Annotated in this window: 27 protein-coding genes; 24 read left to right on the top strand and 3 right to left on the bottom strand. The window is 56.1% G+C overall.

The window, feature by feature from the left end; all coding sequences use genetic code 11:
• Positions 1-2 precede the first annotated feature (2 nt).
• The gene (locus V9G17_17395) at positions 3-284 is read left to right on the top strand and encodes a DUF2442 domain-containing protein (GenBank protein ID MEI2754371.1); all 282 of its coding nucleotides are present in this window, start codon (positions 3-5) and stop codon (positions 282-284) included.
• A 22-nt stretch (positions 285-306) separates the two neighbouring features.
• On the opposite strand, the gene V9G17_17400 is transcribed toward V9G17_17395, so the two are convergent.
• Positions 307-471 carry a hypothetical protein gene (locus tag V9G17_17400; GenBank protein MEI2754372.1) on the bottom strand — a complete coding sequence of 55 codons (165 nt, stop codon included), beginning with the start codon at positions 469-471 and terminating at the stop codon, positions 307-309.
• A gap of 185 nt (positions 472-656) precedes the next feature.
• Here V9G17_17400 and V9G17_17405 point away from each other — a divergent pair, with 185 nt between their 5' ends.
• The 16 genes from V9G17_17405 to V9G17_17480 all read left to right on the top strand — a co-directional run bounded on the left by V9G17_17405 (position 657) and on the right by V9G17_17480 (position 16,308).
• Complete coding sequence (locus tag V9G17_17405; protein ID MEI2754373.1) at positions 657-989, top strand: type II toxin-antitoxin system RelE/ParE family toxin; 333 nt, start codon at positions 657-659, stop codon at positions 987-989.
• A complete protein-coding gene (locus V9G17_17410; protein MEI2754374.1) occupies positions 976-1,287 on the top strand; it encodes an XRE family transcriptional regulator in 312 nt (103 codons plus the stop codon). The genes V9G17_17405 and V9G17_17410 overlap by 14 nt, the downstream gene beginning before the upstream one ends.
• Positions 1,288-1,586: 299 nt before the next feature.
• Complete coding sequence (locus tag V9G17_17415; GenBank protein MEI2754375.1) at positions 1,587-1,907, top strand: nucleotidyltransferase domain-containing protein; 321 nt, start codon at positions 1,587-1,589, stop codon at positions 1,905-1,907.
• Positions 1,894-2,292, top strand: a complete 399-nt coding sequence (locus tag V9G17_17420) for a HEPN domain-containing protein (protein ID MEI2754376.1) — start codon at positions 1,894-1,896, stop codon at positions 2,290-2,292. Before V9G17_17415 ends, V9G17_17420 begins: the two co-directional genes overlap by 14 nt.
• A 355-nt stretch (positions 2,293-2,647) precedes the next feature.
• Positions 2,648-3,028: a hypothetical protein gene (locus V9G17_17425; protein ID MEI2754377.1), complete on the top strand. Its 381-nt coding sequence runs from the start codon at positions 2,648-2,650 to the stop codon at positions 3,026-3,028.
• Positions 3,029-3,313: 285 nt separating this feature from the next.
• Positions 3,314-5,782 carry a DEAD/DEAH box helicase family protein gene (locus V9G17_17430; GenBank protein ID MEI2754378.1) on the top strand — a complete coding sequence of 823 codons (2,469 nt, stop codon included), beginning with the start codon at positions 3,314-3,316 and terminating at the stop codon, positions 5,780-5,782.
• 3 nt (positions 5,783-5,785) lie between these two features.
• Positions 5,786-7,234, top strand: coding sequence for a class I SAM-dependent DNA methyltransferase (locus tag V9G17_17435; protein MEI2754379.1), 1,449 nt, complete (start codon positions 5,786-5,788; stop codon positions 7,232-7,234).
• Entirely contained in the window at positions 7,231-8,928 is a 1,698-nt protein-coding gene (locus V9G17_17440) for a restriction endonuclease subunit S (GenBank protein ID MEI2754380.1), read from the top strand. Before V9G17_17435 ends, V9G17_17440 begins: the two co-directional genes overlap by 4 nt.
• 14 nt (positions 8,929-8,942) lie before the next feature.
• A complete protein-coding gene (locus V9G17_17445; protein ID MEI2754381.1) occupies positions 8,943-9,998 on the top strand; it encodes a DUF4917 family protein in 1,056 nt (351 codons plus the stop codon).
• Positions 9,999-10,181: 183 nt separating this feature from the next.
• Positions 10,182-10,397 carry a hypothetical protein gene (locus V9G17_17450; protein ID MEI2754382.1) on the top strand — a complete coding sequence of 72 codons (216 nt, stop codon included), beginning with the start codon at positions 10,182-10,184 and terminating at the stop codon, positions 10,395-10,397.
• A gap of 970 nt (positions 10,398-11,367) precedes the next feature.
• The gene (locus V9G17_17455) at positions 11,368-12,273 is read left to right on the top strand and encodes an HNH endonuclease (protein MEI2754383.1); all 906 of its coding nucleotides are present in this window, start codon (positions 11,368-11,370) and stop codon (positions 12,271-12,273) included.
• Between the two features lie 279 nt (positions 12,274-12,552).
• The gene (locus tag V9G17_17460; protein ID MEI2754384.1) at positions 12,553-12,864 is read left to right on the top strand and encodes a DUF4258 domain-containing protein; all 312 of its coding nucleotides are present in this window, start codon (positions 12,553-12,555) and stop codon (positions 12,862-12,864) included.
• The gene (locus tag V9G17_17465) at positions 12,849-13,061 is read left to right on the top strand and encodes a hypothetical protein (protein MEI2754385.1); all 213 of its coding nucleotides are present in this window, start codon (positions 12,849-12,851) and stop codon (positions 13,059-13,061) included. Before V9G17_17460 ends, V9G17_17465 begins: the two co-directional genes overlap by 16 nt.
• A 429-nt stretch (positions 13,062-13,490) precedes the next feature.
• Positions 13,491-13,889 carry a YkvA family protein gene (locus V9G17_17470; GenBank protein MEI2754386.1) on the top strand — a complete coding sequence of 133 codons (399 nt, stop codon included), beginning with the start codon at positions 13,491-13,493 and terminating at the stop codon, positions 13,887-13,889.
• Between the two features lie 94 nt (positions 13,890-13,983).
• A complete protein-coding gene (hflX, locus tag V9G17_17475; GenBank protein MEI2754387.1) occupies positions 13,984-15,375 on the top strand; it encodes a GTPase HflX in 1,392 nt (463 codons plus the stop codon).
• A gap of 96 nt (positions 15,376-15,471) precedes the next feature.
• Positions 15,472-16,308: a transposase gene (locus tag V9G17_17480; GenBank protein ID MEI2754388.1), complete on the top strand. Its 837-nt coding sequence runs from the start codon at positions 15,472-15,474 to the stop codon at positions 16,306-16,308.
• 52 nt (positions 16,309-16,360) lie between these two features.
• On the opposite strand, the gene V9G17_17485 is transcribed toward V9G17_17480, so the two are convergent.
• Positions 16,361-16,684, bottom strand: a complete 324-nt coding sequence (locus V9G17_17485; GenBank protein MEI2754389.1) for a hypothetical protein — start codon at positions 16,682-16,684, stop codon at positions 16,361-16,363.
• Between the two features lie 257 nt (positions 16,685-16,941).
• Here V9G17_17485 and V9G17_17490 point away from each other — a divergent pair, with 257 nt between their 5' ends.
• Entirely contained in the window at positions 16,942-17,376 is a 435-nt protein-coding gene (locus tag V9G17_17490; GenBank protein ID MEI2754390.1) for a hypothetical protein, read from the top strand.
• A 234-nt stretch (positions 17,377-17,610) separates the two neighbouring features.
• Here V9G17_17490 and V9G17_17495 read toward each other — a convergent pair whose 3' ends face one another.
• On the bottom strand, positions 17,611-17,820 hold the full coding sequence (locus V9G17_17495) for a hypothetical protein (protein ID MEI2754391.1): 210 nt from the start codon (positions 17,818-17,820) through the stop codon (positions 17,611-17,613).
• Between the two features lie 199 nt (positions 17,821-18,019).
• Here V9G17_17495 and V9G17_17500 point away from each other — a divergent pair, with 199 nt between their 5' ends.
• From V9G17_17500 to V9G17_17525, 6 genes are all read left to right on the top strand, one after another.
• Positions 18,020-18,271, top strand: coding sequence for a hypothetical protein (locus V9G17_17500; GenBank protein ID MEI2754392.1), 252 nt, complete (start codon positions 18,020-18,022; stop codon positions 18,269-18,271).
• A gap of 639 nt (positions 18,272-18,910) precedes the next feature.
• Positions 18,911-21,460 carry an alpha-glucan family phosphorylase gene (glgP, locus tag V9G17_17505; protein ID MEI2754393.1) on the top strand — a complete coding sequence of 850 codons (2,550 nt, stop codon included), beginning with the start codon at positions 18,911-18,913 and terminating at the stop codon, positions 21,458-21,460.
• A 909-nt stretch (positions 21,461-22,369) separates the two neighbouring features.
• The gene (locus V9G17_17510; GenBank protein MEI2754394.1) at positions 22,370-22,492 is read left to right on the top strand and encodes a hypothetical protein; all 123 of its coding nucleotides are present in this window, start codon (positions 22,370-22,372) and stop codon (positions 22,490-22,492) included.
• The gene (locus V9G17_17515; protein MEI2754395.1) at positions 22,489-23,058 is read left to right on the top strand and encodes a cobalamin B12-binding domain-containing protein; all 570 of its coding nucleotides are present in this window, start codon (positions 22,489-22,491) and stop codon (positions 23,056-23,058) included. The genes V9G17_17510 and V9G17_17515 overlap by 4 nt, the downstream gene beginning before the upstream one ends.
• Positions 23,059-23,281: 223 nt before the next feature.
• Positions 23,282-24,526 carry a transaldolase family protein gene (locus V9G17_17520; GenBank protein ID MEI2754396.1) on the top strand — a complete coding sequence of 415 codons (1,245 nt, stop codon included), beginning with the start codon at positions 23,282-23,284 and terminating at the stop codon, positions 24,524-24,526.
• 560 nt (positions 24,527-25,086) lie between these two features.
• Positions 25,087-26,364: a 4Fe-4S dicluster domain-containing protein gene (locus V9G17_17525; protein ID MEI2754397.1), complete on the top strand. Its 1,278-nt coding sequence runs from the start codon at positions 25,087-25,089 to the stop codon at positions 26,362-26,364.
• The last annotated feature ends 52 nt before the right edge of the window (positions 26,365-26,416 follow it).

Here is a 26,416-nt window from a genome sequence, read left to right on the forward strand (position 1 = left end):
CCATGCTAAAGGATATTGTCGAAGCCACTGCGTTGGATGGTTACTCAGTCCGCCTCAGATTTGAAGACGGCGTGGTGGGTGAACTTGATCTCTCAGCCATCTTACAATTTGAGGGCGTGTTTGCTCCGCTGAAGGATCTCAATCGCTTCCGGGAGCTACGCGTACATCCGGAGCTTGGGACCATCTTCTGGCCGAATGGGGCCGATCTTGATCCGGCCGTTCTGTACGCCCAAGTGACAGGCACCTCGATCCCGACCTATGAGATTAAGACTGGTACCCGGTAAGACTGCCGTTTCACGCCACTCTTCATCCATCAGGTATCTGCCATGAGCCCAGTTCTTTTTCTCTCTCAGCCATAGGCTCTCGTGCCTCAACCAGCAGTTCCGACCCCACGAGCAACGCCTCCCGAACGACGGCGTTCTGTTCTTCCACGAGATACGCTTCACGAGAGACGAACGACCATCCCCCCATTTCGAAGTCCTGCTATCGGCCATACGCCATCAGCTATCAGCTCTTGTTTCCAAAGGAGATAGGCTTCACGAACGACGAGCGTCGTCTCATGGTGTCTCGTGTTGTGCCTGAGTCCTTACGCACGCTCTTGATCGCTGCGCCGGAAGCTGCTTGCGAATGTCTCGGATTTAGGACATACTGGGAGCGTGAAGTCGATCGTCTTTCATCCGAAGGCGTTGGAGTATATCCGTGATGAGGATCCTGCCATCCGGCGGGAGATCGGAGAAGCTCTCCGAGACCTGCAAAAGGGGCTGCAGCTGGGCATGCCCCTGAGTAGACCGATGCAGGTCGTAGCGCCGGGAGCACATGAACTGCGAGTGACGGGACCATCCACTACGGTGCGAGTGTTCTACTACGTCAAGCTGGTTGACGCAATCGTGGTGTTTCATGCATTTCAGAAGAAGATGCAGAAGACTCCCAAGCGCGAGTTGAGCACAGGGCGACAGCGATTGAAAGAGGTGCTACATGGCGACAGCTAAAACAGGCAAGCGAGTGACAGTTCGATCCGCAGAGGAGCTCGGCCGCGTATTGGGCCTTTCAGTGGCCGATACGGCCGAGATGGAGTTTCGATCCGACCTCACCGTCTCCCTCGTCAAAATTATCGAGGCCGGGTCGCTCACGCATGCGGAAATCGCAAAGCGCGCGGGGACGTCGCGGACCCGTGTCACGGCCATTGCAAATGGGAATACTCAGGGAGTGTCGACCGACGTGCTCATCCGCGTTCTGGCGGCCACCGGGCATCGGGCAGAGGTCCGGGTTAAGAAATCGGCAGCGTAACCCCTCTTCCGTTTGCCGTCAACCAGCACGGTTCTCTTTACGAGCGACGCTTCACGAGAGACGAGATACGGTCCCCTAGATTCCGAGGTCCTGCTATCAGCCACACGCTCTTGTGGCCCAGCCATACGCCATAGGCTCTTTTCCCCATCGTGACCCCGGAGGTCACGGTCGTGAAGTAGGCTGCCGGCAGGGAGTGAGAATCGTCACAGGTGGTGATTTCTTGAGGGGAAACGAGTATTCTGCGGCGGCATTGCCCGTGGTGTGGCGAGCTCATCAAGCGCCTTACGGAGACTGCTTCTATGGTACAGCCGTCATCATTATTGACCCATGTGACTCAGACGATCATCGATCGCTTTCATCCAAAGCGCATCATGGTGTTTGGTAGCCATGCGCGAGGGGAGGCTGGCCCGGAAAGCGACTTGGATCTCTTTATTGAGATGGAGACGCCTCGCCGGCCTCCTGACCGGGCGATCGAAGTAAGCGAGGCCTTCGGGCTACGTGCATGGCCGATGGATATCGTGGTGTATACGCCGGAAGAAGTGCGGCGCTTACGCCACGTGAAGGGAACGCTGCTGTCGGTCATTGAGAAGGAGGGCAAAGTTCTGTATGAGCAGGGCTGAGTCCAACTTCGAAGCCTGGCTTCGCAAGGCCGAACATGATGTGCTGAACATCGAGAATAACCTCGTTGCCAAGGACATTCCCTGGGACACGGTCTGCTTTCACGCACAGCAAGTAGCTGAGAAAGTATTGAAGGCGTTTCTGGTCCATCATGGGCGCGATCTCTCGAAGACTCACGATTTGGTTGCACTGCTGGCTCAGTGCGTCGCGTGTGATGAAGGGCTAGCGGTATTGGAGTCTGACTGCCGGAAATTGACCTCGTACGGTGTCGCGGCACGGTATCCGGATGACCTGTTCGAGCCAGAAGAAGCGGATGGTCGTGACGTGGTGGCCGCCGCCTATCGCGTGCGTACAAAAATTCTCCTGCTCCTGCCGCGAAACCGATGAATGTCTGTGAAGTTTTCGAGCCTATTCCCTATGTTCCCATCCGATAACTGAAGGTCAGTGCCTGTCACTGAGAATTTGTACCCGACTCTCGTCTGCCTCAATTCCGGAGTCACGGCTTAATAACTCCAGTTCCCTCCGCCCCCGGTCTAAAGGTGGTCCTGCTATCAGCCATACGCCATAAGCTATCAGCTCTTGTCTCCGAACGAGCGTCGCTTCACTCCTGGGGCCTGCTATCAGCCACACGCTCTTGTGGCCCAGCCATCAGCCATAGGCTCTTTTCCCCATCGTGACCCCGGATGTCACGGTTGTGGTGTAGGCTCCCTGTCAGGTTGAAACAAACACACAGGAGGCGACCATGCGACAGGCACAGGTGCAGACGGCAGCGATCATCGGCGGACTGCTCTGGCTGGCGTCAATCGGGAATGGCGGAGCGGAGCCGGGCTTCGACGAGAAGTACCAGCGCGACTTTAACATCTTCAACCCCATCAACCAGTATCAGCCCGGCAACCCGCTGAATCCCATCAATGCCTACGACCCGGCGAACCCGTTTAATCCAATCAACCAGTACGATCCCGGCAACCCCGCCAATCCGATCAACCAATTCAACCCCAATAATCCCTTTAACCCCGTGAATCGCTATCGGCCGGAGAATCCGTTAAACCCGATCAATGAGTTTAATCCCAATGTGCCGTTTGCGCCGTTGGGCGGTGGAGGCGGGATGGGGAAGAGGCGGTGATGCGGGGAGAGGAGAATGAAGAGTCGATGGCGAATGGCAGATAGCCTGAACGGAAACAGAGCGTATGGCGGATAGGCAGGCGGGAGAGGCTTGCCAGTCAAGTCGAGCTGTAACTCCTTTGCGACGAGCTCTTTTCCTTCCTGCTATAAGCCATAGGCCATTTGCTCCCATTCCGCCCATCCAAGTATGCCACTAGCTGATTTTGCCGGTAAAAACGCGAGTGATAAATGGATTAGAAACGAGTATTCTTCGCCGAAATAGCTCCAGGAGCCAGAAGTTACGTGCATGGCAGCCCTCGATAAGAAATCTCTCAGCGAACGTGACATTTGTACGAAGTTCATCACGCCGGCGGTGAAGCAGGCTGGATGGGATGAGCTGTCGCAGATTCGCGAAGAGGTCGGCTTTACTAAAGGCCGCATCATCGTTCGTGGCAAACTCGTTACCCGCGGAAAAGCCAAGCGCGCCGACTATATCCTCTACTACAAGCCGAATATCCCCATCGCCCTCATCGAGGCGAAAGACAATAGCTATCCCGTCGGCGGTGGTATGCAGCAGGGGCTGGAATATGCCGCGACGTTGGATATTCCCTTTGTCTTTTCATCGAACGGTGACGCCTTTGTCTTTCACGACCGAACAGGCCAGAGCGAGAAGCGAGAAGTTGAACTCTCGTTGGATGCCTTTCCCACACCTGATGCCCTCTGGCAAAAGTATCGTGATTGGAAGGGCCTGGTGCCGGCTCAGGAAGAGATCGTCCTTCAGAACTACCACGACGATGCGAGTGGCAAGGAACCGCGCTACTACCAGCGCATCGCCATCAACAAAACTATCGAGGCCATTGCCAAAGGTCGGAATCGCCTCCTCCTGGTCATGGCCACCGGAACCGGCAAGACCTACACGGCCTTTCAGATCATCTGGCGTCTGTGGAAAGCCAAGCGCAAGAAACGCATCCTCTACCTCGCGGATCGTAACGTCCTGATCGACCAGACCATGGTCAATGACTTCCGCCCCTTCGGAAAAACGATGGCCAAGCTCAGCACCAGCTCCAAGACTATTGAGCGTGAGGACGGCAACACCGTTGAGCTACCGCTTGCTGTGGACAAGAAGCACCGGCGAATCGACACTTCCTACGAGATCTACCTCGGGCTCTATCAAGCCATCACCGGGCCGGAGGACAGCCAAAAACTGTTCCGGGAACTCTCGAGGGATTTCTTCGACCTCATCGTGATCGACGAATGCCACCGCGGCAGCGCCGCGGCGGACTCTGCCTGGCGGGAAATTCTTGACCACTTCTCCAGCGCCACCCAGATCGGTCTCACCGCAACGCCGAAGGAAACCGAGTACGTCTCCAACATCCACTACTTCGGCAAGCCCGTGTACAGTTATTCGCTGAAGGAAGGCATCCGCGACGGCTTCCTGGCTCCCTATAAAGTGGTGAAAGTCCACCTCGATGTAGACGTGGAAGGTTACCGGCCGGCCAAGGGAGAGACAGATAAATACGGCCAGGAGATCGAAGATCGCATCTATAACCAGAAGGACTACGATCGAAGCCTGGTGATCGACGAGCGGACCAAACGTGTAGCCCGCAAAGTGACCGAGTTCTTAAAGGAAAGCGGCGACCGGTTTCAGAAAACCATCGTCTTCTGCGTAGACGTGGAGCACGCCGCGCGGATGCGTCAGGCGCTCATCAATGAAAACGCCGATCTTGTGCAGCAGAACGAGCGCTACATCATGCGCATCACAGGCGATGACGCGGAAGGCTGCGCCCAGCTCGGCAACTTCATTGATCCGGAGGCGAGGCACCCGGTGATCGTAACGACCTCACGGCTGCTTTCCACCGGCGTCGATGCCCAAACGTGCCGCTTGATCGTGCTCGACCGTGAGGTTGGCTCGATGACCGAGTTCAAGCAGATCGTCGGGCGCGGGACGCGCGTGCATGAGGACACCAAGAAGTACTATTTCACTCTGATCGACTTTCGAAAGGCCACGAACCATTTTGCCGACTCAGACTTCGACGGCGAGCCGGTACAGATCTACGAACCGGGGCAGAATGATCCGGTCGCGCCACCCGACAATGTGCTCCCTTCGACTGATCCGGAAGACCCGATCCCGCCGAATCCCGGTGAGGACGAACGAGTCGTCGTCGATCCCGCCAAGCCGGACATCACCATCCCGCCCGGCGGGACTCAACCACGCAAGTACTACATTCATGGCGACGAGGTCAGCGTCATCGCGGAGCGGGTCGAGTATCTCGATGAATCGGGCAAGCTCGTGACTGAAACCCTGCGCGACTACTCGAAGAACACCCTTAGGAAGCGTTATGCCAGCCTCACGGCCTTTCTCAAACAGTGGAACAGCACCGAGCGCAAGCAGGCCATCATCGAGGAATTGGAGCAAGAAGGCATGATGCTCGAACCATTGGCCGATGAAGTGGGAAAGGATCTCGATCCTTTCGATCTCATCTGCCACGTGGCCTTTGACCAGCCGCCACTGACGAGACGTGAACGAGTAGAGAACGTCCGAAAGAGAGATATCTTTACCAAGTACGGCAAGCAAGCCCGGGCCGTGCTGGAAGCGTTGCTTCAAAAATACCAGGACGAAGGCGTCACGAGCCTGGATGATCCGCACATTCTCAAGATTTCGCCGTTCGATGCCATGGGTACGCCGATTGAGTTACTCAAGACTTTCGGCGGACGGCCCGGCTTTGAACAGGCGGTCCATGAACTACAATCCGCACTCTATCAGGGAGCTGCCTAACTCATGTCCGTTCGCAACACCGTTAAATCCATTCAAGACATCATGCGCCAGGACAGCGGTGTCGATGGCGACGCGCAGCGTATCTCTCAGCTTTGCTGGATGTTTTTTCTGAAGATCATCGATGACCAGGATCTCGAACTCGAAGCGATGCAGAAGGACTACCGTTCGCCGATTCCGAAGAAGTTCCAGTGGCGCACCTGGGCGGCCAATCCCGAGGGCATCACCGGCGAGCCGCTCATGGCCTTCGTCAACAATGAGCTGTTTCCTTCGCTGAAAGAGTTAACCGGTAAGGACGGTCGCCGTCGTGTTGTGCGGGATGTCTTTGAAGACGCCTACAACTATATGAAGTCCGGCCAGCTCATGCGGCAGGTGCTCAACAAGATCAACGCCATCGATTTCAACAGCCTGACCGAACGCCAACACTTCGGCGACATCTATGAGCAGATCCTGGCCGATCTCCAGAGCGCCGGCAACGCGGGCGAGTACTACACGCCCCGCGCCGTCACCGCTTTCATGGCCGACCGGATCGACCCGCATCCGGGCGAGATTCTGCTCGACCCGGCCTGTGGGACCGGCGGCTTCCTCACCTGCGCCATCCGCCATATGCGCGAGCGCTACGTCAAGAAACCGGCGGACGAGAAGAAGATGCAGGAGGCCCTGCGGGCTTGCGAGAAAAAGCAGCTGCCGCACATGCTCTGCGTGACCAACATGCTGTTGCACAACATCGAAGACCCGTCCTTCGTGCGCCACGACAACACCCTCGCCAGGCCCTACATCAGCTACGGCCAAGCCGATCGCGTGGACATTGTCCTGACCAATCCGCCCTTCGGCGGCAAGGAAGAAGACGGGATCGAAAGCAACTTCCCCAAACACTTTCAGACACGCGAGACAGCGGATTTGTTTCTCGCCCTCATCGTGCGGCTGCTCAAAGCGGGTGGCCGTGCTGCCGTGGTGCTGCCGGACGGCTCGCTGTTCGGCGAAGGGGTGAAGACCAGGCTCAAAGAACATCTGATGGAGGAGTGCAACCTCCACACGATTGTCCGTCTCCCCAACAGCGTGTTCAAACCCTACGCCAGCATCGGGACGAACCTCTTGTTCTTCGAGAAGGGCGAGCCGACCAAAGAGATCTGGTTTTACGAGCATCGCATTCCCGACGGGCAGAAGGCCTATTCGATGACGAAGCCGATCCGCTTCGAGCATCTGAAGCCCTGTATCGAATGGTGGGGGGGAGCGAAACGGAAAGGCCGCAAAAAAACGGAAGCAGCCTGGAAGGTGACCGCCGATGAAGTCAAAGCCCGCAGCTATAACCTAGATTTCAAAAACCCGCACACCGTCGCGGACGACCATGGCGATCCGGAAGAACTGCTGGCGAAGCTCAATGAAGCAGAGAAGGAAACCAGTCTGCTTCGAGACCAGCTCAAGGCCATTCTGGAAAAGGCCCTGCTGCGATGAATGCGATGCAACTTCTTTCTCATTTTGACCGCATCTGCGAAGCGCCCGATGCCATCCCGCGCCTGCGTCGCTTTATCCTCGACCTCGCCATTCTGGGAAAGCTAGTTATGCAGGATCAAAAGGAGGAACCGGCATCTGAACTGCTCAAACGGATTCAATGTAATAAGGCTATTGCAGGTTTTGGTAGGCAGCCCAAGAAGCTGCAATCAAGTGGAGGCAGCTCGCCGTTTGGTATTCCGGCCAGTTGGGAATGGACAAGACTTGGGACTATCGCTGACAAACTTACAGATGGCTCACATAATCCCCCCAATGATGCTGGTAAGGGATTTCCGATGCTCAGCAGTCAGAATGTTCTTGAAGGCTCAGTGAGTTTTAACAATCCATCAAGATATCTTTCAGACGCTGATTTCAAATTAGAAGATGCAAGGACCCGAATCACTACAGGAGACGTTCTTCTAACGATCGTTGGATCAATCGGACGATCTGCAGTGGTTCCTCATCATGCTCCTAAGTTTGCTCTACAGCGAAGCGTTGCAGTAATTCGGACCCAGTTACTTCCGGATTTTCTTTCCCTGCAACTCAGAAGCCCGACTGTGAAGATGTACTTCGATGAACATGGAAAGGGTACCGCCCAAAAAGGTATATACCTGGGTAAACTAGCCGAGTGTCCTATTTCGGTTCCTCCCCTCGCTGAGCAGCACCGCATCGTCGCCAAGGTGGAAGAACTGATGGCGCTCTGTGATCGGTTGGAGACAGCGCAGGCGGAGCGGGAGAGCCGCCGGGATCGGCTGGTGGCTTCGTCTCTGCATTGGTTGAACAATGGCGCAGATCCCGACGCTTTCCGCAAGCACGCCCGCTTCTACTTTAACCACCTCCCGTGCCTGACTATGAAATCTCAACACATCCAGCAACTCCGCCAAACCATCCTCAACCTCGCCGTCCGCGGGAAACTCGTTCCCCAGGACCCGCACGATGAATCTGCATCTGTACTGCTGAAGCGTATCTCGGCTGAGAAAACGAAGTTGGCGAAGGAGGGAAAGCGAAAAAGGGATCTTGAACTTGCTCCGGTAGATGATATGCAAGCACCTTTTGCTCTGCCTCCTTCCTGGATCTGGACACGGTTTCCAGAGCTTGGAGTCTTTGGCAGAGGGAAATCGAAACACCGTCCACGCAACGACCGAACCTTGTTCGATGGCGGCACTCACAGGCTCATCCAAACTGGCGATGTTGCTCGATCTAAGGGTGTTATTGAAACCTATACGAGCAAATATAATGATATTGGACTTGCACAGAGTATGAAGTGGCCCCAAGGCACTTTGTGCATCACCATAGCGGCGAACATCGCTGATAGCGGCATCTTGAGCTTCGACGCCTGCTTCCCAGATAGCGTTGTTGGCTTCATACCTGCCTCTCAATTTCCAAGTGCTAAATATTTTGAGTATTTTCTTCGGACTGCGAAAACCGACTTGCTTGCGTTCGCACCTGCCACGGCGCAGAAGAACATCAATCTGGAAATTCTGAATGCAGTTCTGATCCCACTGCCACCACTCGACGAACAACAACGCATCGTTGCTAAAGTGGACGAACTGATGGCCCTCTGCGACAAGCTGGAAGCGCAGCTCACCACCACCCAAACCGAAAGCCACCGCCTCCTCGAAGCTGTGTTACATGAGGCGATAGAGCAGACAGCTTGATTTAAAGGGTTCTCATGCCAAGAAGACAGACGAAGGATCAAGCCTCGGGCTTAACATATGCAGAAGTGCGGGAACGTATTGGTGACACACGATCATATCTGCTACTTGGAAATGGATTTAGCATCGCCTGCAGCAGGATGTTTAAATATAGTAGCCTTTATGAATCGGCTGTTGTGGCGGGCCTTAGTCCAAGGGCCCAGCTATTGTTTGACAAAATCGGGACAAATAACTTTGAGGGTGTAATGAGGCTTCTGGATCAGGCTGACTGGATCGCCCGTACTTACGGCCTAGTTCGAAAAGGTACGTCTGAGATGCTCCGGGATCTAGAGGTGATAAAACAAACACTGGTTGAGGCGGTCGCTACATCTCATCTCGAAACGCCAGGGGATATCGAAGAGTCGCGTAAACGCGCTGCAGCAGACTTCTTTTCTCCCTACCACATTGTATTCACGACCAACTATGATCTATTGCCGTATTGGGTAGTTATGGCGATGGGTGATCCTCCTCCGCTCGAAGATTGTTTTCGAGCAGACCAGGTTGAGCCGAGCGCCCCTTACCTTGTCTTCTCGCAAAGGTTAAAAGATCGCAGAGGATTACTATACCTGCATGGCGGTCTTCACCTCTTTATTGCCGAAGGCGAGTTAAGAAAACATAGTTGGACAAGAACAGGACGCCGCCTAACGGATCTAATAAGGGAAGGCCTAGAGGAGGGGCAATATCCACTATTTGTGGCAGAAGGAAGTCCTGACAAGAAGCTTCAACAAATCCAGGCAAACGGATACCTCTGGTACTGCATGGAAAAGCTACGGGCGATCCAGTCACCGTTGGTTATTTTCGGTCACAGTCTCGGTTCATCAGATGAACACATTGTGGACGCAATTGCTTCAAACATCGAACTACCGGAAGTGTACGTGAGTTTATACGGAGATCCTGAAGCAGACGTGAATGTTGCCATTAAAGCAGCTACGCAACAGATGATCATCAGAAGATCAAGATATTCTAAAAGACGCAAGTATCGTCCTCTACAAGCCTTCTTCTATTCAAGCGATTCAGTGCAGGTGTGGGGATAAGCAAGGTATGCGTCTGGCGAAGACGATGTAGCCGTAAATCTGAATAAAATGTATGTGTAAGGAGCCCGCATGGTCTGACTGCATGTAGTGATCCTAGTGCAACGGTTGCGCGATTCTTGTCTGCAGCCTAGAGAGCCCCTCTGAATTAAAGGTTACACTGCTGTAAAATAGGAGGATTTTGATATGGCTAGACAGTATGTCATGAATGCAACCCGGAAGAAGCAACAAGTGGTGTTGAACAAAAAGGCAAGAGCTGCGGTTCTTGGATTGAATTCATTTAAGAAGAAGTTGATCCAGCCTCTTCGTCCGCTCATGTGGGAATTTGACTGGAAAGTGCTGGAGGGTGCAATTCGTATCGTTCGGCAAGAACTACGGAATCAAACGTTAACACTTAAATAACAATTGAATAAGAAAATGCTCATGCTACTTAAACTGTGAAAGCTAGAACTTAATCTGACAGTTCGGTGGAGTCCTCACGTTCGCGGAAGGAGTGAGGACCATGACGACGGAACAGCAGATCATCAAGACCGGCCACTAAATTAGTGTCAGGTCTTGCAATCAAACAACCAGGCTGGCTCCCCTGCATCTCCCGTTAATGGTTGCCCTCAAGAGGTCGCTCTGCTTATAGCGGAGTCGTCTTCCTCTCCTTCATCGTTCTAGAAGTCACGGTCTGCAGATTTCATGAAGCCTTGAAGCCAGAGTGAGGAGTAACAATTATCCGTGATGCTTTGGGTCGCTTCCGCGGACGGCTCATATACTCCGACACCAAGAAGTGCTGGCATAGAGGCGGCGATTGAACGGGTGCTTCAATTGCCGGCAGAGGTGGAATGTCTCGCTCCGATCACACTCTCTATGTATTGTATGAGGTTTATGCGCAGAGGCTGGTCGGTGGGAAATGGCGCTGTGTCGTGTTAAGGTACCCTCCCGACGACGAGCTTCGTGGTCACGGCAGTCGAGTTTCTGGAAGTTCAGTTCTGCGATGCCCCAGGGTTCATGCGTCCCACGGCCTACGAGGCCGTCATGGAACGTGTGGCCGGGCAGGGGCATCTGTTGGGATTCAGGGTGCTTGGGGGCACTAAAAAAAACTCACCCTCTCGATGGAAGCTGAACTCATGACCGGCACAGAAGGCATGAGAGCTGGCTCCATCTAGTGTCCGACACTGACCAGCCGGGAGTCGTTGTATGGGTTTTCCCGCCGAACGCTCACTCCATCGTTGACGCCGTAGCCGATCTGGGAAAGCTCGAAGAGATCGGCCAGGCGTTCTCTGGATTTCAGAAGTACTTGTATCAAGCGCAAGTTCAAGCGGTGCCATGACCGCGATGCGAGCAATTGACGAACAACTGTGACGGTCGTAACTAGGAGTTCCAGATGTCAGATGTAGAAGATAAAGAAAAGCTAACGATGGTCGCTCAAGAGATCTTGCGACCATTGCCGGTAAAACTCAGAGGCCTTGCCAATGTTCGCACGGAGGTCAAGCTGAAGGAGTCCTACACCAAGGGGTGGCGGGTGGAGCTTGGATCTTTGAAACATCGAAGCCTCAGATTGGAAGTCTGGTTCTGCGAGTATCCCAAACAGGGTCGGCGGTTGTTCTGGTACGGGTTGTATGCCGTACAAGCCGAAAACCTCCGAGCATTTATTGATGTACTGCCTGAGTCCCTGCGGCCGGTCAAACAGCTTTCCGGTTTGGATATGCGGCTAGCAACTGGCTCGAGTCAGGACTATGTTTTAAAGCGGCCTTTGGAAAAAGAACATTTTAACCATCCCATATACGAAGAATACCAAGAGTCTGGGCAGCGGTATGCTTATTATGGGACGTTCGATTCATCCTTGTCGGAGAACAGCAACGCGCTGGCGGCTATCGCCGTGCGCGCACTGTCATTTTTTGACGAGGTTCTTGCGGGTCTTCGCGCTGCGCCGGCGGCAGTCGACCTTGGCCCACCTGATGAATCAGAGGTGTATACCGGCATAGAACGGCGCGTGGTCAAGCTGCACTTGTCACGAGAGCGTAGGCGAGATCTCGCCGAACGCTGCAAGCGGCGAGATAACTATCGGTGCCGAGTGTGCGAGATGACATTCAGAGAAGTGTATGGAGATATAGGACGGACTTTTGCTGAAGCACACCATGTCATCCCTCTCAGTAAACTGTCTAACACGGTGGAGTCCTCGATTGACGACCTCATTACTGTCTGTTCGAACTGCCATCAGATGCTACACCGGCTAGACGGTGAGGCTGGAGATGTGCCAAAGCTGCGAAGAATGATCCACCGCCCATGAGGAAATTACGGAAAGTTAAGGGAGCGCGAGTCGTTTCTTGTGCTTGAATCGACATGAATCACCGAGAGTCTGGCTCCATCGTCGCCGGTGCCAATGGTGGAGGTCCTAAGAAAGGCTTTCACGCCGTCTCACGCATCGCTCGCCTCTGACTTTCTGCCCCCCACCCCGCCGCTGATGGTTTGATCCTGTACCCGAGTCGTTTCTCTCTCTTTAATTGTTGTAAAATGTCTGTTTGAAGATGATTGTGGATTTCCTGAAACCGTGAATTCCGAGTAAGAGATGAACATCATCCGTGATTGTTTCGGTCGATCCGTCAGACTGACCGATGAGCGGGCGGCTCATATTCTCCGGCATGAAGAGATGGCTGGTATGGAGGCAGAGATCGAACGGGTGCTCCAATCGCCGGCCGAAGTGCGGGTATCTCGCTCAGATCACACTGTCCATCTATTTTATGAGTTTTATGCGCAAACGCAGGTTGGTGGGAAATGGCTCTGTGTCGTGGTAAAGTATCCTCCCGACGACGGGTTTGTGGTGACGGCCTACTTGACTGACCAACTCAAGGCAGGAGACACGATATGGCCGACAAAGTAAAAGTCTGGTTCGACCCTGAAGGCGATTTCCTGGAAGTGCAGTTCAGCGATGCGCCTGGGTTCATGCGTCCCACGGCCTACGAGGCCGTCATGGAACGGGTGGACGGGCAGGGGCATGTGTTGGGATTCAGTGTCCTCGGAGTCAGCCGGTTTAAAAAAGACCATCCTCTCGAAGCCGAACTCATGACCGGCACATAAGACTTGAGAGCTGACTCGATCAATTTCACGACATTTTTCGCTTTCTGCGCCAGTGTCATCCTCCATTCTTTCTCTGCCTATCGAATCGTCCGAACATGAGAGTCCGCAGCCATTGCTCCTATCAGGGGCAGGTTGAGGTGCCCTGGAATACAGACACGAAATAAGACAGGGCTCCGGTCTTGCAATCACACATTCTAGTCTGGCGGGAGTCTATCTATCCCATAAGCCCCACGCCGTGGTGCCTTCGGCTTGTTCACCGTCAGTCACGCCGTCCCACGCATCGCTGGCCTCTGACTTTCCGTCCCCACCTCGCCGCTGATGGTTCGGTTCTGTATTTTGCCATCGGACTAAATTGATCCTTCGCAGACTGCCTGATATCCTCAATTTGATTGGGTGTCGAGGCAATGCTCACCCCTCAGGGAGGACGGAATGAATCGGATGACTCCAGCGATGGTCCTCAAGGCGTTGACCATGTTTCGTGGCTTCACACAGACGGCGACGGAGTATCTCAGGGACAAAGAGCGGCTTCGGTATCTGTTGGCCGCGGCGGTCTCGATTGCGCAGAGACGAGGTGGCAGGCTGTTGAAGGACCTTCAATTATTGGTGCGGCTGCTGAAAGCGTCCGTGAGCGGGGCCTATACAGGCCTCTCGGTCCACAAGCTCGTGACCATCGTGGCGGCGATTCTGTATCTCATCAGCCCGCTGGATGTGATCCCGGACTTCATCCCCGTGGTCGGCTATGCGGATGATGCGGCGGTGATTGCCTGGGTGCTGAACAGCATTGCCGAAGAACTGAAGGACTTTAAGAGTTGGGAAGAGGGGGCGTGACCCTGAGAGGTCCTGCGACGCGAGTAGCCATTCACACGACATTCCCTGTTCCAATGGCCACCCTCACGAACATGTGATCAAGGAAAGGCCTGCAATGTCGAAGCCCTCACAATCGAATGCCGTGCTTGTAGCAATCCGCACCCCTCGCGTGACTGTGGATGAGCTGGACAGTTCGCTGCAAGAGCTCACCCGTCTGGTGAAAACCCTCGGGTACGCGGTCGTGGGCCGTGTGACGCAAAAGCGTAGTTCCGATAAATATGCAGCTGTCCTGGGGCAGGGCAAACTCGCCGAGTTGGCGCTATGGACCGGGGGTTCCGGGAAAATCGAATCGGCGTTTGAACGGCCGAAGCACAAAGCGGCCTCGAAGTTTGAGGCGGCGGACTCGGACATCACGGAGGAGTCAGACGACGAGGACGAATCGGATGACACCATCGAAGCTTCCTCAGGCCCTCGCGAACAGGCGCAGATCGCCATCGTGGACTGTGATCTGTCACCGTCACAATTGAAAAATCTTGAACGTGCCGCCGGCGTGCCGGTGCTCGATCGTACCGGGGTTATCATTGAGATTTTCAGCCGACACGCGCGAACCAGAGCGGCCAGGCTGCAGGTGGAGATCGCGAGGCTCAATTATCTGGCGCCACGGTTGCGAGAAACCGGCGGCGGCAGTGAGCGGCAAGGCGGGGGAGTCGGCGGCAAAGGGGCCGGGGAGACGAGTCTGGAGCTCGATAAGCGCAGAATCCGCGATCGCATGAAAGAACTCAGGACCGAATTGGCGGCGATCGGAGACGAGCATCAGACGCGCCGCGCGAGACGGGAACACGAATTGACGGTCGCGCTTGTGGGGTACACCAATGCCGGCAAATCCTCGCTGATGCGGGCGATGACGGGCATCGAGGTGCTTGTGGCCGATAAGTTGTTCGCCACGCTCGATACCACGATCCGGCCCTTGTATCCTGACACGCGCCCCAAAGTGCTGATGTCCGATACGGTGGGCTTCATCAAAAAGCTCCCGCATGACCTGGTGGCGTCGTTCAAGTCGACACTCGATGAAGCGGCCTCTGCCTCGCTCTTGCTGTTTGTCGTCGATGCCTCAGATCCGTCATTTCGATCCCAGCTCGACGTCACGCGGCAGGTGTTAGCCGAAGTCGGCGCCACGGATGTTCCCAGCCTGCTGGTGTTGAATAAACGGGATCGCCTCGGAACGGACGAGCTCGCGGCTCTGAAGGTGGAATATCCCGATGCGTTCTTTCTGTCCACGAGAAGCAAGGACGATCTGCAGGCGCTTCGTGAGCGCATTATGGGGTACTTTGAGAGTGAGATGATCGACGAGGAATTGCGTATTCCGTTTACGGCTCAAGGCGTCGTGGCGGAGATCCGCGCCCGGATGCGTATCCTGTCCGAAGAATATGACGCCGAGGGCCTCACGATACGGGTGCGATCGACCTCCGAAAACCTGGCGGTCATCAAAAAGAAGCTCGTGCGCTGAGGCGCAACATCACAAAATGCATCACAAAATGGGGTCATGTCACAAATGGGGGTCAGGTCTTGTAATCGAACAATCTCGCAGGCTACACTTCCGCCCATGGCTCGTCCCCTCCGTATTGAGGTGCCTGGTGCCGTCTACCATGTCACCAGCCGGGGCAATGCTCGGCAGGACATCGTGGTCGACGATCGCGACCGCTCCCAGTGGCTCACGTTTCTAGCTCATGTCGTGGATCGCTATGGCTGGATCTGCCACGCCTACTGCCTGATGGACAATCACTATCATCTCCTCGTCGAGACGCCGCAGCCGAATCTCTCGCTTGGCATGCGGCAGCTGAATGGCCGCTATACGCAGGACTACAACCGGCGGCATGCGCAAGTGGGCCATCTGTTTCAGGGGCGGTTCAAAGCCATTCTTGTGGAGAAGGACGCCCATTTACTCGAACTCTGCCGTTATGTGGTGTTGAACCCCGTGCGGGCTAAGATCGTTCCGCACCCCCGACAATGGGCCTGGAGTAGTTATCGGGCGACGGTGGGAGAGGCGAAGTCGCCCGCCTGGTTGACGACGGACTGGATTCTGCATCAATTCGGCCAACGAGTGGGTCCGGCGCAGGAGCGCTATCGCACCTTTGTTGCGGAAGGGCGGGGTGGGCCAGCGCCTTGGGAGCAGCTCACTGGACAAATCTACCTGGGCTCCGAGCAGTTTGTGACGCAGCACCAACCGAATCGAGTGATCCGCGATATTCCCCGCCGGCAGACGCAGGCGCAGCGGCCATCGTTAGGTGCGCTGTTTCAGCGGAAGGGGGATCCAACGAGGATTATTCATCAGGCCTATCGGCAGTACGGGTATCGGTTAGCCGAGATTGCAGACCATTTAGGGGTACATGCTGCCACGGTGAGCCGCCGTTTGAAGCGGGCGGAGAAAGCACCTGTTTGATTGCAAGACCTGACCCCACCAGACCGTACCCCATCAGACCGCTCTGATCGGCTCATTTCTGGACAGGATACAGCTCGACCGTCTCGCGAATTTTCACCCATTTATCCCACCCATAGTTTCGTGCCTGGTTCTTGATGGCGTCCCTGGCGGCGTCGATGGTTTTGTTCAGACTATCTCGGGTCATGGGTGGTCGATATCGAACGAGAAGTTGGATCGTGTCAGGAGCGGCGAGGACGACGTCGAGCGAATAGGGACTGTCGGTTGTGGCCTCACGCCTGAGGCCCGCTCTCATGACTAATGCCAGCCACTCGATTTCCGTCGGGGTGTACGCCCCAAGGCCGGGGCGGCCGGGAGTCGGCTGCGACTCCGTGGTCACACTTTGCTCTCTTTGCACCGTGCATTCGTTCTTGGTACATGCCTTCATCTGCTCGTGCCGATTATCCAGGCACGCATTTCTCTCGCTTGGCCCGATAACACTCTCGAGGCATTTTCTTGCCTCTCCCTCAGTCGCATTGAAACAATCTGAACAGGGATTCTGTGCGTAGAGAGGGAGGCCAACACACAAGAGCGGAAACAATACAAGCAGCAGTCGTACGTTCATGATAGGTCCTCCTGCGAAGAGCGCGAGACAACATGCGCGTGAAGAGTCCTTTTTGCATCTTCCTCTACGCCACTCTCTCCTTTATTGCAATCATCACCCGGCCGCTCAGCACGTCGTCAGATGTGATCCGGCGTTGTGTAAGGAGCCCAGCAACTGTCTTGACACTCAATCCGGCTGATCGACCGCCTGTGTCAGACAGCACAATAAGATCGCGTCTTGTAGTCAAACCAATCCATTACAGCCACCGGTCCAATTCAGCCAACCAGCACACCTGGTATGCGAAGGACCCGTTCAGCGGGCAGCCGCATCTGAAATTGTCGCCTGTTGCGGTCCAGCGTCTGAGCTTCGGGGAGCCGGAGCCCTGGCTGCAGGCGCGACGTGCGGAACTGAACGGCGAATCCATCGAGCCGTTCGCCGCTCGAAAATTCGGCGGCACGGTCAGCCGGACTGTTCACACGAAAGTGTGATCGGCGATCACGCATGGTCGAGTGTCAGATTGAGTCGAGCACGCGGCTGAATGTCGTGTGCATGAGGCGGCAGATGTCACGCATCTGCCGCCTGGACGCGGCGGCGTAATTGATTGAACTGGCGGGCCAGCTGTAGGCGCTGATCCTTCACGCGATGCGCGGCAAAGAATTCATCGAGTACGACAATCGGTTTGATGTCGGCATGATCGGATTGCTCGGTTTGATCGCCGGATACTATGCCATGATGAGTTGCGAGACCCTATTGACGCTCGCACCGACTTTCCCTATCAACATTTCCTCCCGGAACAGGCCACGATCGTCTGAGTAGACATTCGAGGTGAGGAGATCGGTCGGCAGACCAAGGTGGGTGCGGCCGGGCTGCTCGGCCTGACGGCGGAGCAGCCCCAGCGTGGTCGTCCTCTGTTGATACAAGCCCTCAATCATGACGGCCCGGCTCTGAGTGAGGAAGTTGTACCTGTCTGCACGGGAGGGGCAGGTCCTGTAATCGAACAGTCTCGCAAGTTACATCCCGCCCATGGCTCGTTCACTTCACATTGAGGTGCCCGGTGCCGTGCCTACTGCCTGATGGTACAAGCACGATCGTCCCCTCGTCGAAACGCCGCAGGCGAATCTCTCGCTTGGCATGCGGCAGCTGAACGGCCGCTATACGCAGGACAACAACCGACGGCATGCGCGAGTGGGGCATCTGTTTCAGGGGCGGTTTAAAGCCATCCTGGTGGAGAAAGATGCCCAATTACTCGAGCTCTGTCGTTATGTGGTGCTGAAGCCCGTGTGCGCGAAGATGGTTCCGCACCCCGATTATTCATCAGTCCTGGCAACGAGTCGGCCCGGGGCAGGAGCGCTATCGCACGGTTGTGGCGGAGAGGCGGGGTGACCCCGTGCCGTGGGCGCACCTCACCGGGCAGATCTACCTGGGGCGGAGCAATTTGTGTCGCAGCATCAACCGAATCGGGTGATCCGCGATATTCCTCGCCGGCAGACGCAGGCCCAGCGGCCGTCGATGGCAAAGCCGGTTTCAGCAGGCGAGTGATCCGACTCAGGTGATCCTCAAGCCTATCGGCAGTGCGGAGATTGGCCGAGCTTGCGGACCATTTGGAGGTACTTGCCGCCGAGGTGAGCTGCCGTTTGAAGCGGGCGGAGGATGTACGTGTTTGATTGTAAGACCTGACCTCAAATAACAAATAGCGAGGGATCAAAGTCAAGACGAGGGTGTTGGATGAGAGCACCATTCTAGACATGCAGGACGTGTGAAAAGTGTTTCCCGAGAAGGCTCTGCGCGGTACGATCATTTACCGGTATGACGTTCTCACTGCTTCTCTCAGCGCTTTCTGCAGCGTGCTGGATAGGGAGGCGATTCGCGGCGTGAATGCCGGGGTAGGCGTGGGTCCGCTTGGTCTGGGAACGGATCATGTGCGCTGGGTCCTGGAGAAGACTCCGAGGATTGTCGGCAATGCGTTGACAACGCCCGCCCAGCGCCAGGGAATCGATCCGAACCGACATTGAAGGAGAAACAATGAGCCCTCGCACTCGTGCCAGCCATCCGACATACGGCCTTCCATTCATGGAAGTCGAAGGGTTCGATGCCCTGGCCGAGTTGGCTCTTGATCTGCGCTGGTCGTGGAATCATGTGACCGACGAGGTGTGGCGGCAGTTGGATCCGGTGCTATGGGCCATCACCCGCAATCCGTGGGTTGTCCTGCAGACGGCTCCGCGAGACCACATTGAGCGCGTATTGGCCGATCCCGGGTATCGCCAGACTGTCGATCGCTTGGTGCAGACTCGACGGAAAGCGGTTGAGGCGCCTGCGTGGTTTCAGGATACCCACCCGGAATCTCCGTTGACCTGTGTCGCCTATTTCAGCATGGAATTTATGTTGAGCGAAGCCCTGCCTATCTACTCGGGCGGGTTGGGCAATGTCGCCGGCGATCAACTCAAAGCCGCCGGCGATCTGGGCGTACCCGTGGTCGCCGTAGGACTGCTGTACCAGCAAGGCTACTTTCGCCAGGTGATCGGCAAGGACGGTGCGCAAGAGGCTCTCTTCCCGTATAACGACCCAGGGCAGTTGCCGATCACGCCGTTGCGTCATGCAAACGGGGAATGGTTGCGATTAAAGATCGCCTTGCCTGGTTACTCGGTCTGGTTGCGTGTGTGGCAAGTCCAGGTCGGCCGAGTGAAGCTGTACCTGTTGGACAGCAATGACGCGGCGAATGTTCCCACGCATCGAGGAATTACCAGCGAGCTGTATGGCGGCGGGCCGGAACTTCGACTCAAACAAGAACTGCTTCTCGGGATCGGCGGATGGCGACTGTTTGGTGCACTTGGCATGCAACCGGAAGTCTGTCACCTGAATGAAGGGCATGCGGCCTTCGCCGTGTTGGAGCGTGCACGCAGCTTCATGGAGGCAAGCGGACAACCCTTCGATGTGGCATTGGCCGTCACGCGAGCAGGAACCCTCTTCACGACGCATACGGCGGTGGACGCTGGTTTTGACCGGTTCTCTCCGGCTCTCATCGAACAATACCTCGGGGGATATGCCAAGAATCAGCTCGCCATTTCCCTGCGCGACTTGCTGGCACTGGGCCGGAAGAATGCGACCGACTCGTTAGAATACTTCAACATGGCCTATCTGGCGCTCAGAGGGAGTGGGGCGGTCAATGGCGTGAGTCGTGTGCATGGACAGGTGAGCCGTCAGCTATTTCGGCCGCTGTTTCAACGCTGGCCTGAAGATGACGTGCCTGTTCGACATGTGACCAATGGAGTTCATGTGCCGAGTTGGGATTCGGCCCAGGCCGATGATCTATGGACGGAGTCCTGTGGAAAAAGCCGCTGGTTGGGAGCGACGGAATGCCTGGAGAGGAATATTCGAGAGATCTCGGACGCCAAATTGTGGCAATTTCGCACCACCGTTCGCACGGCGCTTGTCGCGTATGCCCGCGAACGATTGTATCGTGAATTGGCGGTCTCGGGAGCGTCGCCTGAGGACTTGGAGAAGAGCAAGCAGATTTTTGACCCTCACGCATTGACGCTGGGCTTTGCTCGTCGATTTGCGACCTATAAGCGTCCCAATCTCCTCTTGCTGCACCAGCCGGAGCGGCTGCGCCGCTTGTTGACGCATTCGGAGCGCCCTGTGCAGCTGATCCTCGCTGGCAAAGCCCATCCCGCAGACCGGGCGGGGCAAGCGTTGATTCAGGAATGGATACAGTTTATTCGGCAATCTGACGTGCGCCTACAGGTGATCTTTCTCGGTGATTACGACATGCTCTTGGCCGAGCGCTTGGTGCAAGGGGTGGATGTGTGGATTAATACGCCACGGCGACCGTGGGAGGCCAGTGGCACGAGCGGCATGAAAGTCCTGGTCAATGGTGGCCTTAATCTGTCGGAATTGGATGGGTGGTGGGCCGAAGCCTATGCTCCCGACGTCGGTTGGGCATTAGGTGATGGCCGAGACCATGGCGACGATCCCGCATGGGATGCGATCGAAGCGGATGCGCTGTACGATTTGCTCGAGCGCGAAGTGATCCCGGAATTTTATCGCCGCGACGAACACGGCATTCCCACCGCGTGGATCACACGCATTCGAGAGAGCATGGCGCGGTTGACCCCCCGGTTTTCTGCGAACCGCGTGGTGCGTGAATATACCGATCAACAGTATCTTCCGATTGCAGCCGCTTTCCGTGAACGCACGGCAGATAATGGCGCCAGGGGCAAACATATCGTCGATTGGGAACGGACATTACGAGAGAAATGGGCCACGTTACGCTTCGGAGAGGTAAAGATACACACAAGTGCAGCCCAGCATATCTTCGAGGTGGAAGTGTATTTCAATGACCTCGATCCGAGCGCCGTACGAGTCGAGCTCTATGCCGATGGGATCAATGATAGCCCTCCGATCCGGGAAGAGATGACATGGACTTGTCGGCTGGCTGGCGAATCACATGGGGCGATGTATCGCGCATCGGTCTCGGCCGCCCGTTTCGCAACGGACTATACCGCCCGCATCATTCCCCACTATGCCGGTGTGTCGATACCCCTGGAAGTTGATCTCATCCTCTGGCAGCGATGAACCCAGCTCGAACGGGAGAAGGGTGCAGCTTGGACGTTTCTGAAGGGCTTCTCTTCAAATAGAGAACGCCACCGCAACTCTGTCACCAGCAAAGATTTGTCCGGGCCGCTATCTGAGGCCACGGCTCCCACACATCGATAAGAACACGCGGCGTCTTTCCTCAACCCCGGATGATCAACGAAGCGTGTCACTGAAAGCGTAAGCGCTGACTGCAACAATGCTGGCTTTGATACTCAGTACGTAGGGTAGTCCTGATCCTTCTTGTGCCGTGCAGTCGACCAACCGCAGACTAGAATCTGTTGCAGAATCGTATGCGCTGTCCTGTGATTGGCGAGCGCCACGCGAAGCTCAGGCTCTGCTCTTGATGTTCCACACACATGAACTATTGGGGTTTCCGAGTTGACCTGCGCCATCGATCAGGCGACTTTCAGTGAGGTGCTCACGTGTGGCCAGCCGGATCGTACCCTCCCGCCATTGACACTCCTTTTCTCAGCGTCGGTCTTCTACGGCTGGTCACGATAGGCGACGACGGCGTCGCGATTTCTCGCGACGCCGTCACGGTCGGCGAGGCTTGACGGCAGGCTTACGCGCCCCAATCGGCTGCTCATCAGGCGAGAATTCTTGATATTCCCGCGCATTCTCGTCGACGGCGGGTGGTGACCCTAACTGGCATCTAGTTTGCTTAGAGACGATCTAGTGCATGAATTCGTAGTTGCGAGAAACGCGAAGCTGGCGCAGTAGGCAGAGACACGACGGAGGACGCCGACTGAGGCAGGGGTGTGCTGTGAGCTGACGACGTCCGACGAGACTGCACGATGGCCTGTGCCTGTCATCAGATAAGGGCAGCAGAGGGAGTGGTCTGCTCCGGAGATCAGCCGGAACGTTGCCTGGAAAGGAACGTGTGATCGCATGAAAGTACTGGCGGTGCATCCGGGTCCTCTGATGTATACCAAGATCTATTTGCGGCTTGAACCATTGGGGCTGGAACTGGTCGCGCAGGCCATTCGCACGGCCGGCATGACGTGCGGATGATCGATCTGCAGGCGGAGACGCATCAGGATTATGTGCGACGGATCGAGGAGTGGAGGCCTGATGTGATTGGCTTCTTCTGCAACTACTTGCCCAACGTGCCAGAGGTCATCGACTTGGCCAAACATACGAAAGCGCGATTCCCTCACAGCGCTGTGTTTGTGGGAGGCCACAGTGCTTCATTCGTGGCTCACGAAATACTTGAACACAGTCAGGGGGCCATTGATTGTGTCGTCAAAGGAGAGGGTGAAGGTATTGTGGCCAGGTTGCTGGAGGCCTTCGAGCACGACCCTCACGCGGTGTCGACTCTGCCGGGTTGTGTGACGCGAGCCGGTGAAGGGCCGCCGCCACAGTTTGTCGGGACGCTGGACGGTCCGGGGCCTGCCCGCGACCTGCTCCGGCATCGGCGCAAATATTTTATCGGGGTGTTGGATCCCTGTCGTGCCCGAACGCAACCCGTCAGCCCGGCGCTGTTGTATATCCATCCGGCTCGTGGCCGGCAAAGACGCCGACTTGATGAGGCGACGGAACGGTTCGTGGACGACACAAGGATGGGACGGATGGCGTGACGAGCGAGATTCGCTGAGCTCGGTGTGGAGAATGCAGAGGTTTCAGAATAAGCGCAGCCTGTCCCGATTGCCGCTGAGTATCGGGGCATGGCGCAGTATCTGGCAAGAGGCCGGTCGTGGGGCGAGTCCCATTGTGGACGCCGTTCCAAGAGGGGCCCGTGTAGGCCGAGGCCGAACGGGCCCGCTTGCTGGAAATATGGATCTTTCTCACGGAGGTGACTGCATGAGCGTCTTGTACAACCAGGCCATGAATCAGATCCCGGCGCGTCGTCTGTTCGACCAAGCCATCTGGCTGGATTCCATCGAGCGGGATTTCCTGCACAGTGGTGCACTCAGACGGTTGATTTTCGATGAGGGATTGTGTGGCGTGACGTGTACGCATTCCATCCTTGCGAAAGCCCTCACGAGCAGTGTGGACTCCGCTGAGGCGCTGGCGGCACTCGGGCAAAAGCCTGGCTTGGACGCGAAGCCCCGTTACCAACGACTGGTCATCGAGGATATTCAAACCGTGGCCGATTGCCTGCAGCCGGTCTATGCGCGAACGAAACGGCGAGATGGCTACGTCAGTTTCGAGGTTCCGCCTGACCTGGCGCACGATACCAGGGGCATGTTCGATGAGGCGCGATATCTCTGGAACGCCGTCGGGCGGGACAATCTCATGATTACGGTGCCGGCCACGCCGGAAGGAATCCCGGTGATTACACGCCTGCTCAGCAAGGGGATCAATGTCAACGTGACCCTGATCTTCTCGCAGGAGACCTATGCCCGTGTGGCTGAAGCCTATCTTTTGGGGCTGGAGCAACTGGCGGCACGAGGGCGCACCATAGAAAGCGTGGCGAGTGTGGCCAGCGTATTCGTCAGCTCTCTCGATGCGGCGGCAGATACGGCGATATCCGTCTATCTTGCGAGCTCGATACAGGCGGCGGAGTGGGCCCTGTTCAAGAGTCTTCGAGGGAACATCGCCCTCGCGAGCGCCACGTTGATCTATCACACGTATCAGACACTCTTCTCCGGCCCACGCTGGGACGCACTGGTTCAACGTGGAGCGATGCGCCAGCGAGTGCTCTGGGCCAGTACGGGCACGACAGAGTTCACCTATCGTGACATGAAATGTGCGGAGGCCCTTATCGGCCCTGACACGGTGACTGCGGTTCCTCCGTCGATCTTCGAGGCGTTTCGCGATCGCGAGCGTCCTGCCCACCAACTCAGCGATGCTGTCGAGCATGCGAAGGTGGTCTTGCGCGCCTTCGCCCAAACCGGGGCGTCGCTCTCGGAGATCACCGACCGATTGATGGAGGAGGAGTTGCGGGGACTCAAGAAGGCGTTCGATCAACTCTTGGTCGCAGTCGAGCGTCAATCTAATGTGGACGAGCCTGTTCAGCCGAACGGACTTCCGGGCTATTCCTCGCGCTTCGTACGCGAGAGAGAAAAGGCCGCGACTTGTTTTTCCTCGAAAGTGGCCCGATGAAGCCGACGACCATCGCCACGGCCAGACCTGTTCCTGCCGGAGCGCGTAGGTCCTTAGCCTCTCATGCCGTCAAGTATCGCTTCAGCAAGACGTCGTACTCGTACCTAAGAATGGAATTCACGCGTGCGAATTCTTTGAGCATTTCCGCGCACGTGTCACAGTGCGGAAATGCTCGGATGCGCTGCAATGAAATCGTGAAGCTCCAGCGAGACCGCCTCCCACCGTCGTTTGAACCCCATCTATTGAGCATCGAACAAGAGCGTCTGGTTCCTGGCAGATGGCCTACGATTTGCAGTTTTCTCGGCTCGCGTGATCTGTCCAATGGAGATCCATGCGGACTGAATGTGGCGACATAGATTCCATCAGTTCTCAATTCGCAACTTCCTCTCGATGGACGAAACGGTAGTAGCCGATTCAAGGAGGCAAGATGTGTATCCTGCGTTCCTTCGCCGGTGTACGCATCGCGCCATCCGCCGATCCCTCCCACTCCTCACGAGGGATATTCCGCAGTACATATCAGGATCAGGTGGACATACATTCCCACCTGGAGGGAGCTATATATGAGTCCTATCGCTGCTCCACCGACTCCGCAATTCCAGCTCATCACGATCGATCGTCGCCCGGTCGATTCTCACAGCTCCTGCAAGGTTCACCCCTCCGCCAACCTGGTTCCGACAACACGCCACACCTATCGCATGATCGTCTTGGCATCGGTGCATGCCTATATCGCGGTCCATCTGATTTCCTGGCACGTTTTCGGCATTGAGATCTGGGGCAAGACGGCGATGATGGGAGTGCCCTCTCTTGCCAAAGGGACCGTCAACGCGGCGGCGATCATGGTGATTCTTATTTTAGGATCGATCTTGATCTGGGGTCGCGGGTTCTGCGGTTGGGTCTGTCACATGCGTGGAGCCATCGAATGTGCCGACTGGATCCTGCGGAAACTCAAGGTGTGGCGCTACGTCACATTGCGTGACAAAAACGTGCTCATCAACACGCCCCATCGCTGGCTCCTGAGGATAGGGGCGCTGTTTGTATTGCTGTTGCCGGTCATTATTCTCATTCACAACGTCGGGTTCGTTCCCAAAGTCAATGTGATGGCCCCGGTGCCGATTGCAGATTTGCCTGGTTATGAGGGCAAGGCGTTCGCGAAGACCGCGTTCTTCAATATGGTCATCAACCCGACGTGGAGTGATTACCTCCTGGCATTCGGTTTGGCGTTGTTCATTCAATTCACAATGAGCATCGTGCTGAACCTGCGTTATGGGCAGGGCGCATTTTGCCGGATCCTCTGTCCGTACGCGCCGCTGATGGTCCCCCTCATGAACATCTCGCCGGTGCAGAAGAAAATCACGCGTGTGGCGCAGTGCACCGGTTGCCGCGACTGCAGTCATGCCTGTCCACAGGGCATCGACGTGAGTCGAGAGATTTTCCATTTCAATGGAAAGGTCATTAATACCGAATGCATTAAATGCTACGCGTGTATCGATGCCTGCGACGACCATGTTCTGCAAGACACCGCAGCACCAGGCGTGCCCCAGACAGACAGGCTGAAGCCTTATGAGAAACGCCCTTGGCAGCAGGAACTGGTTCGGAAAGATGGTCTGCTGACGAATGCGAAACACATGCAGCTGTTCGAGCCACTTGGTCCGGTGACTGATTTCGCATCCATGATCGTCGCGTTGATATGTGGCGGCATCACGTCTCGCTTCGGAGGATTTTGGTTTTACCCGGGGGCAATTCTCTCATTCATTGTGTTTCGAGAATGCTGCCTGTACGCGAAGAGATGGTCGGCAACAGGTAAGGAGAAGGCGCCCCATTCCATCGTTCAGCCGTAGGCGATCGTGCGTCTGAAACAAGGTCATAGCCCCCCGCGGGTCACAAGGAGGA

Source organism: Nitrospira sp., from assembly GCA_037045225.1.
GTDB lineage: Bacteria > Nitrospirota > Nitrospiria > Nitrospirales > Nitrospiraceae > Nitrospira_A.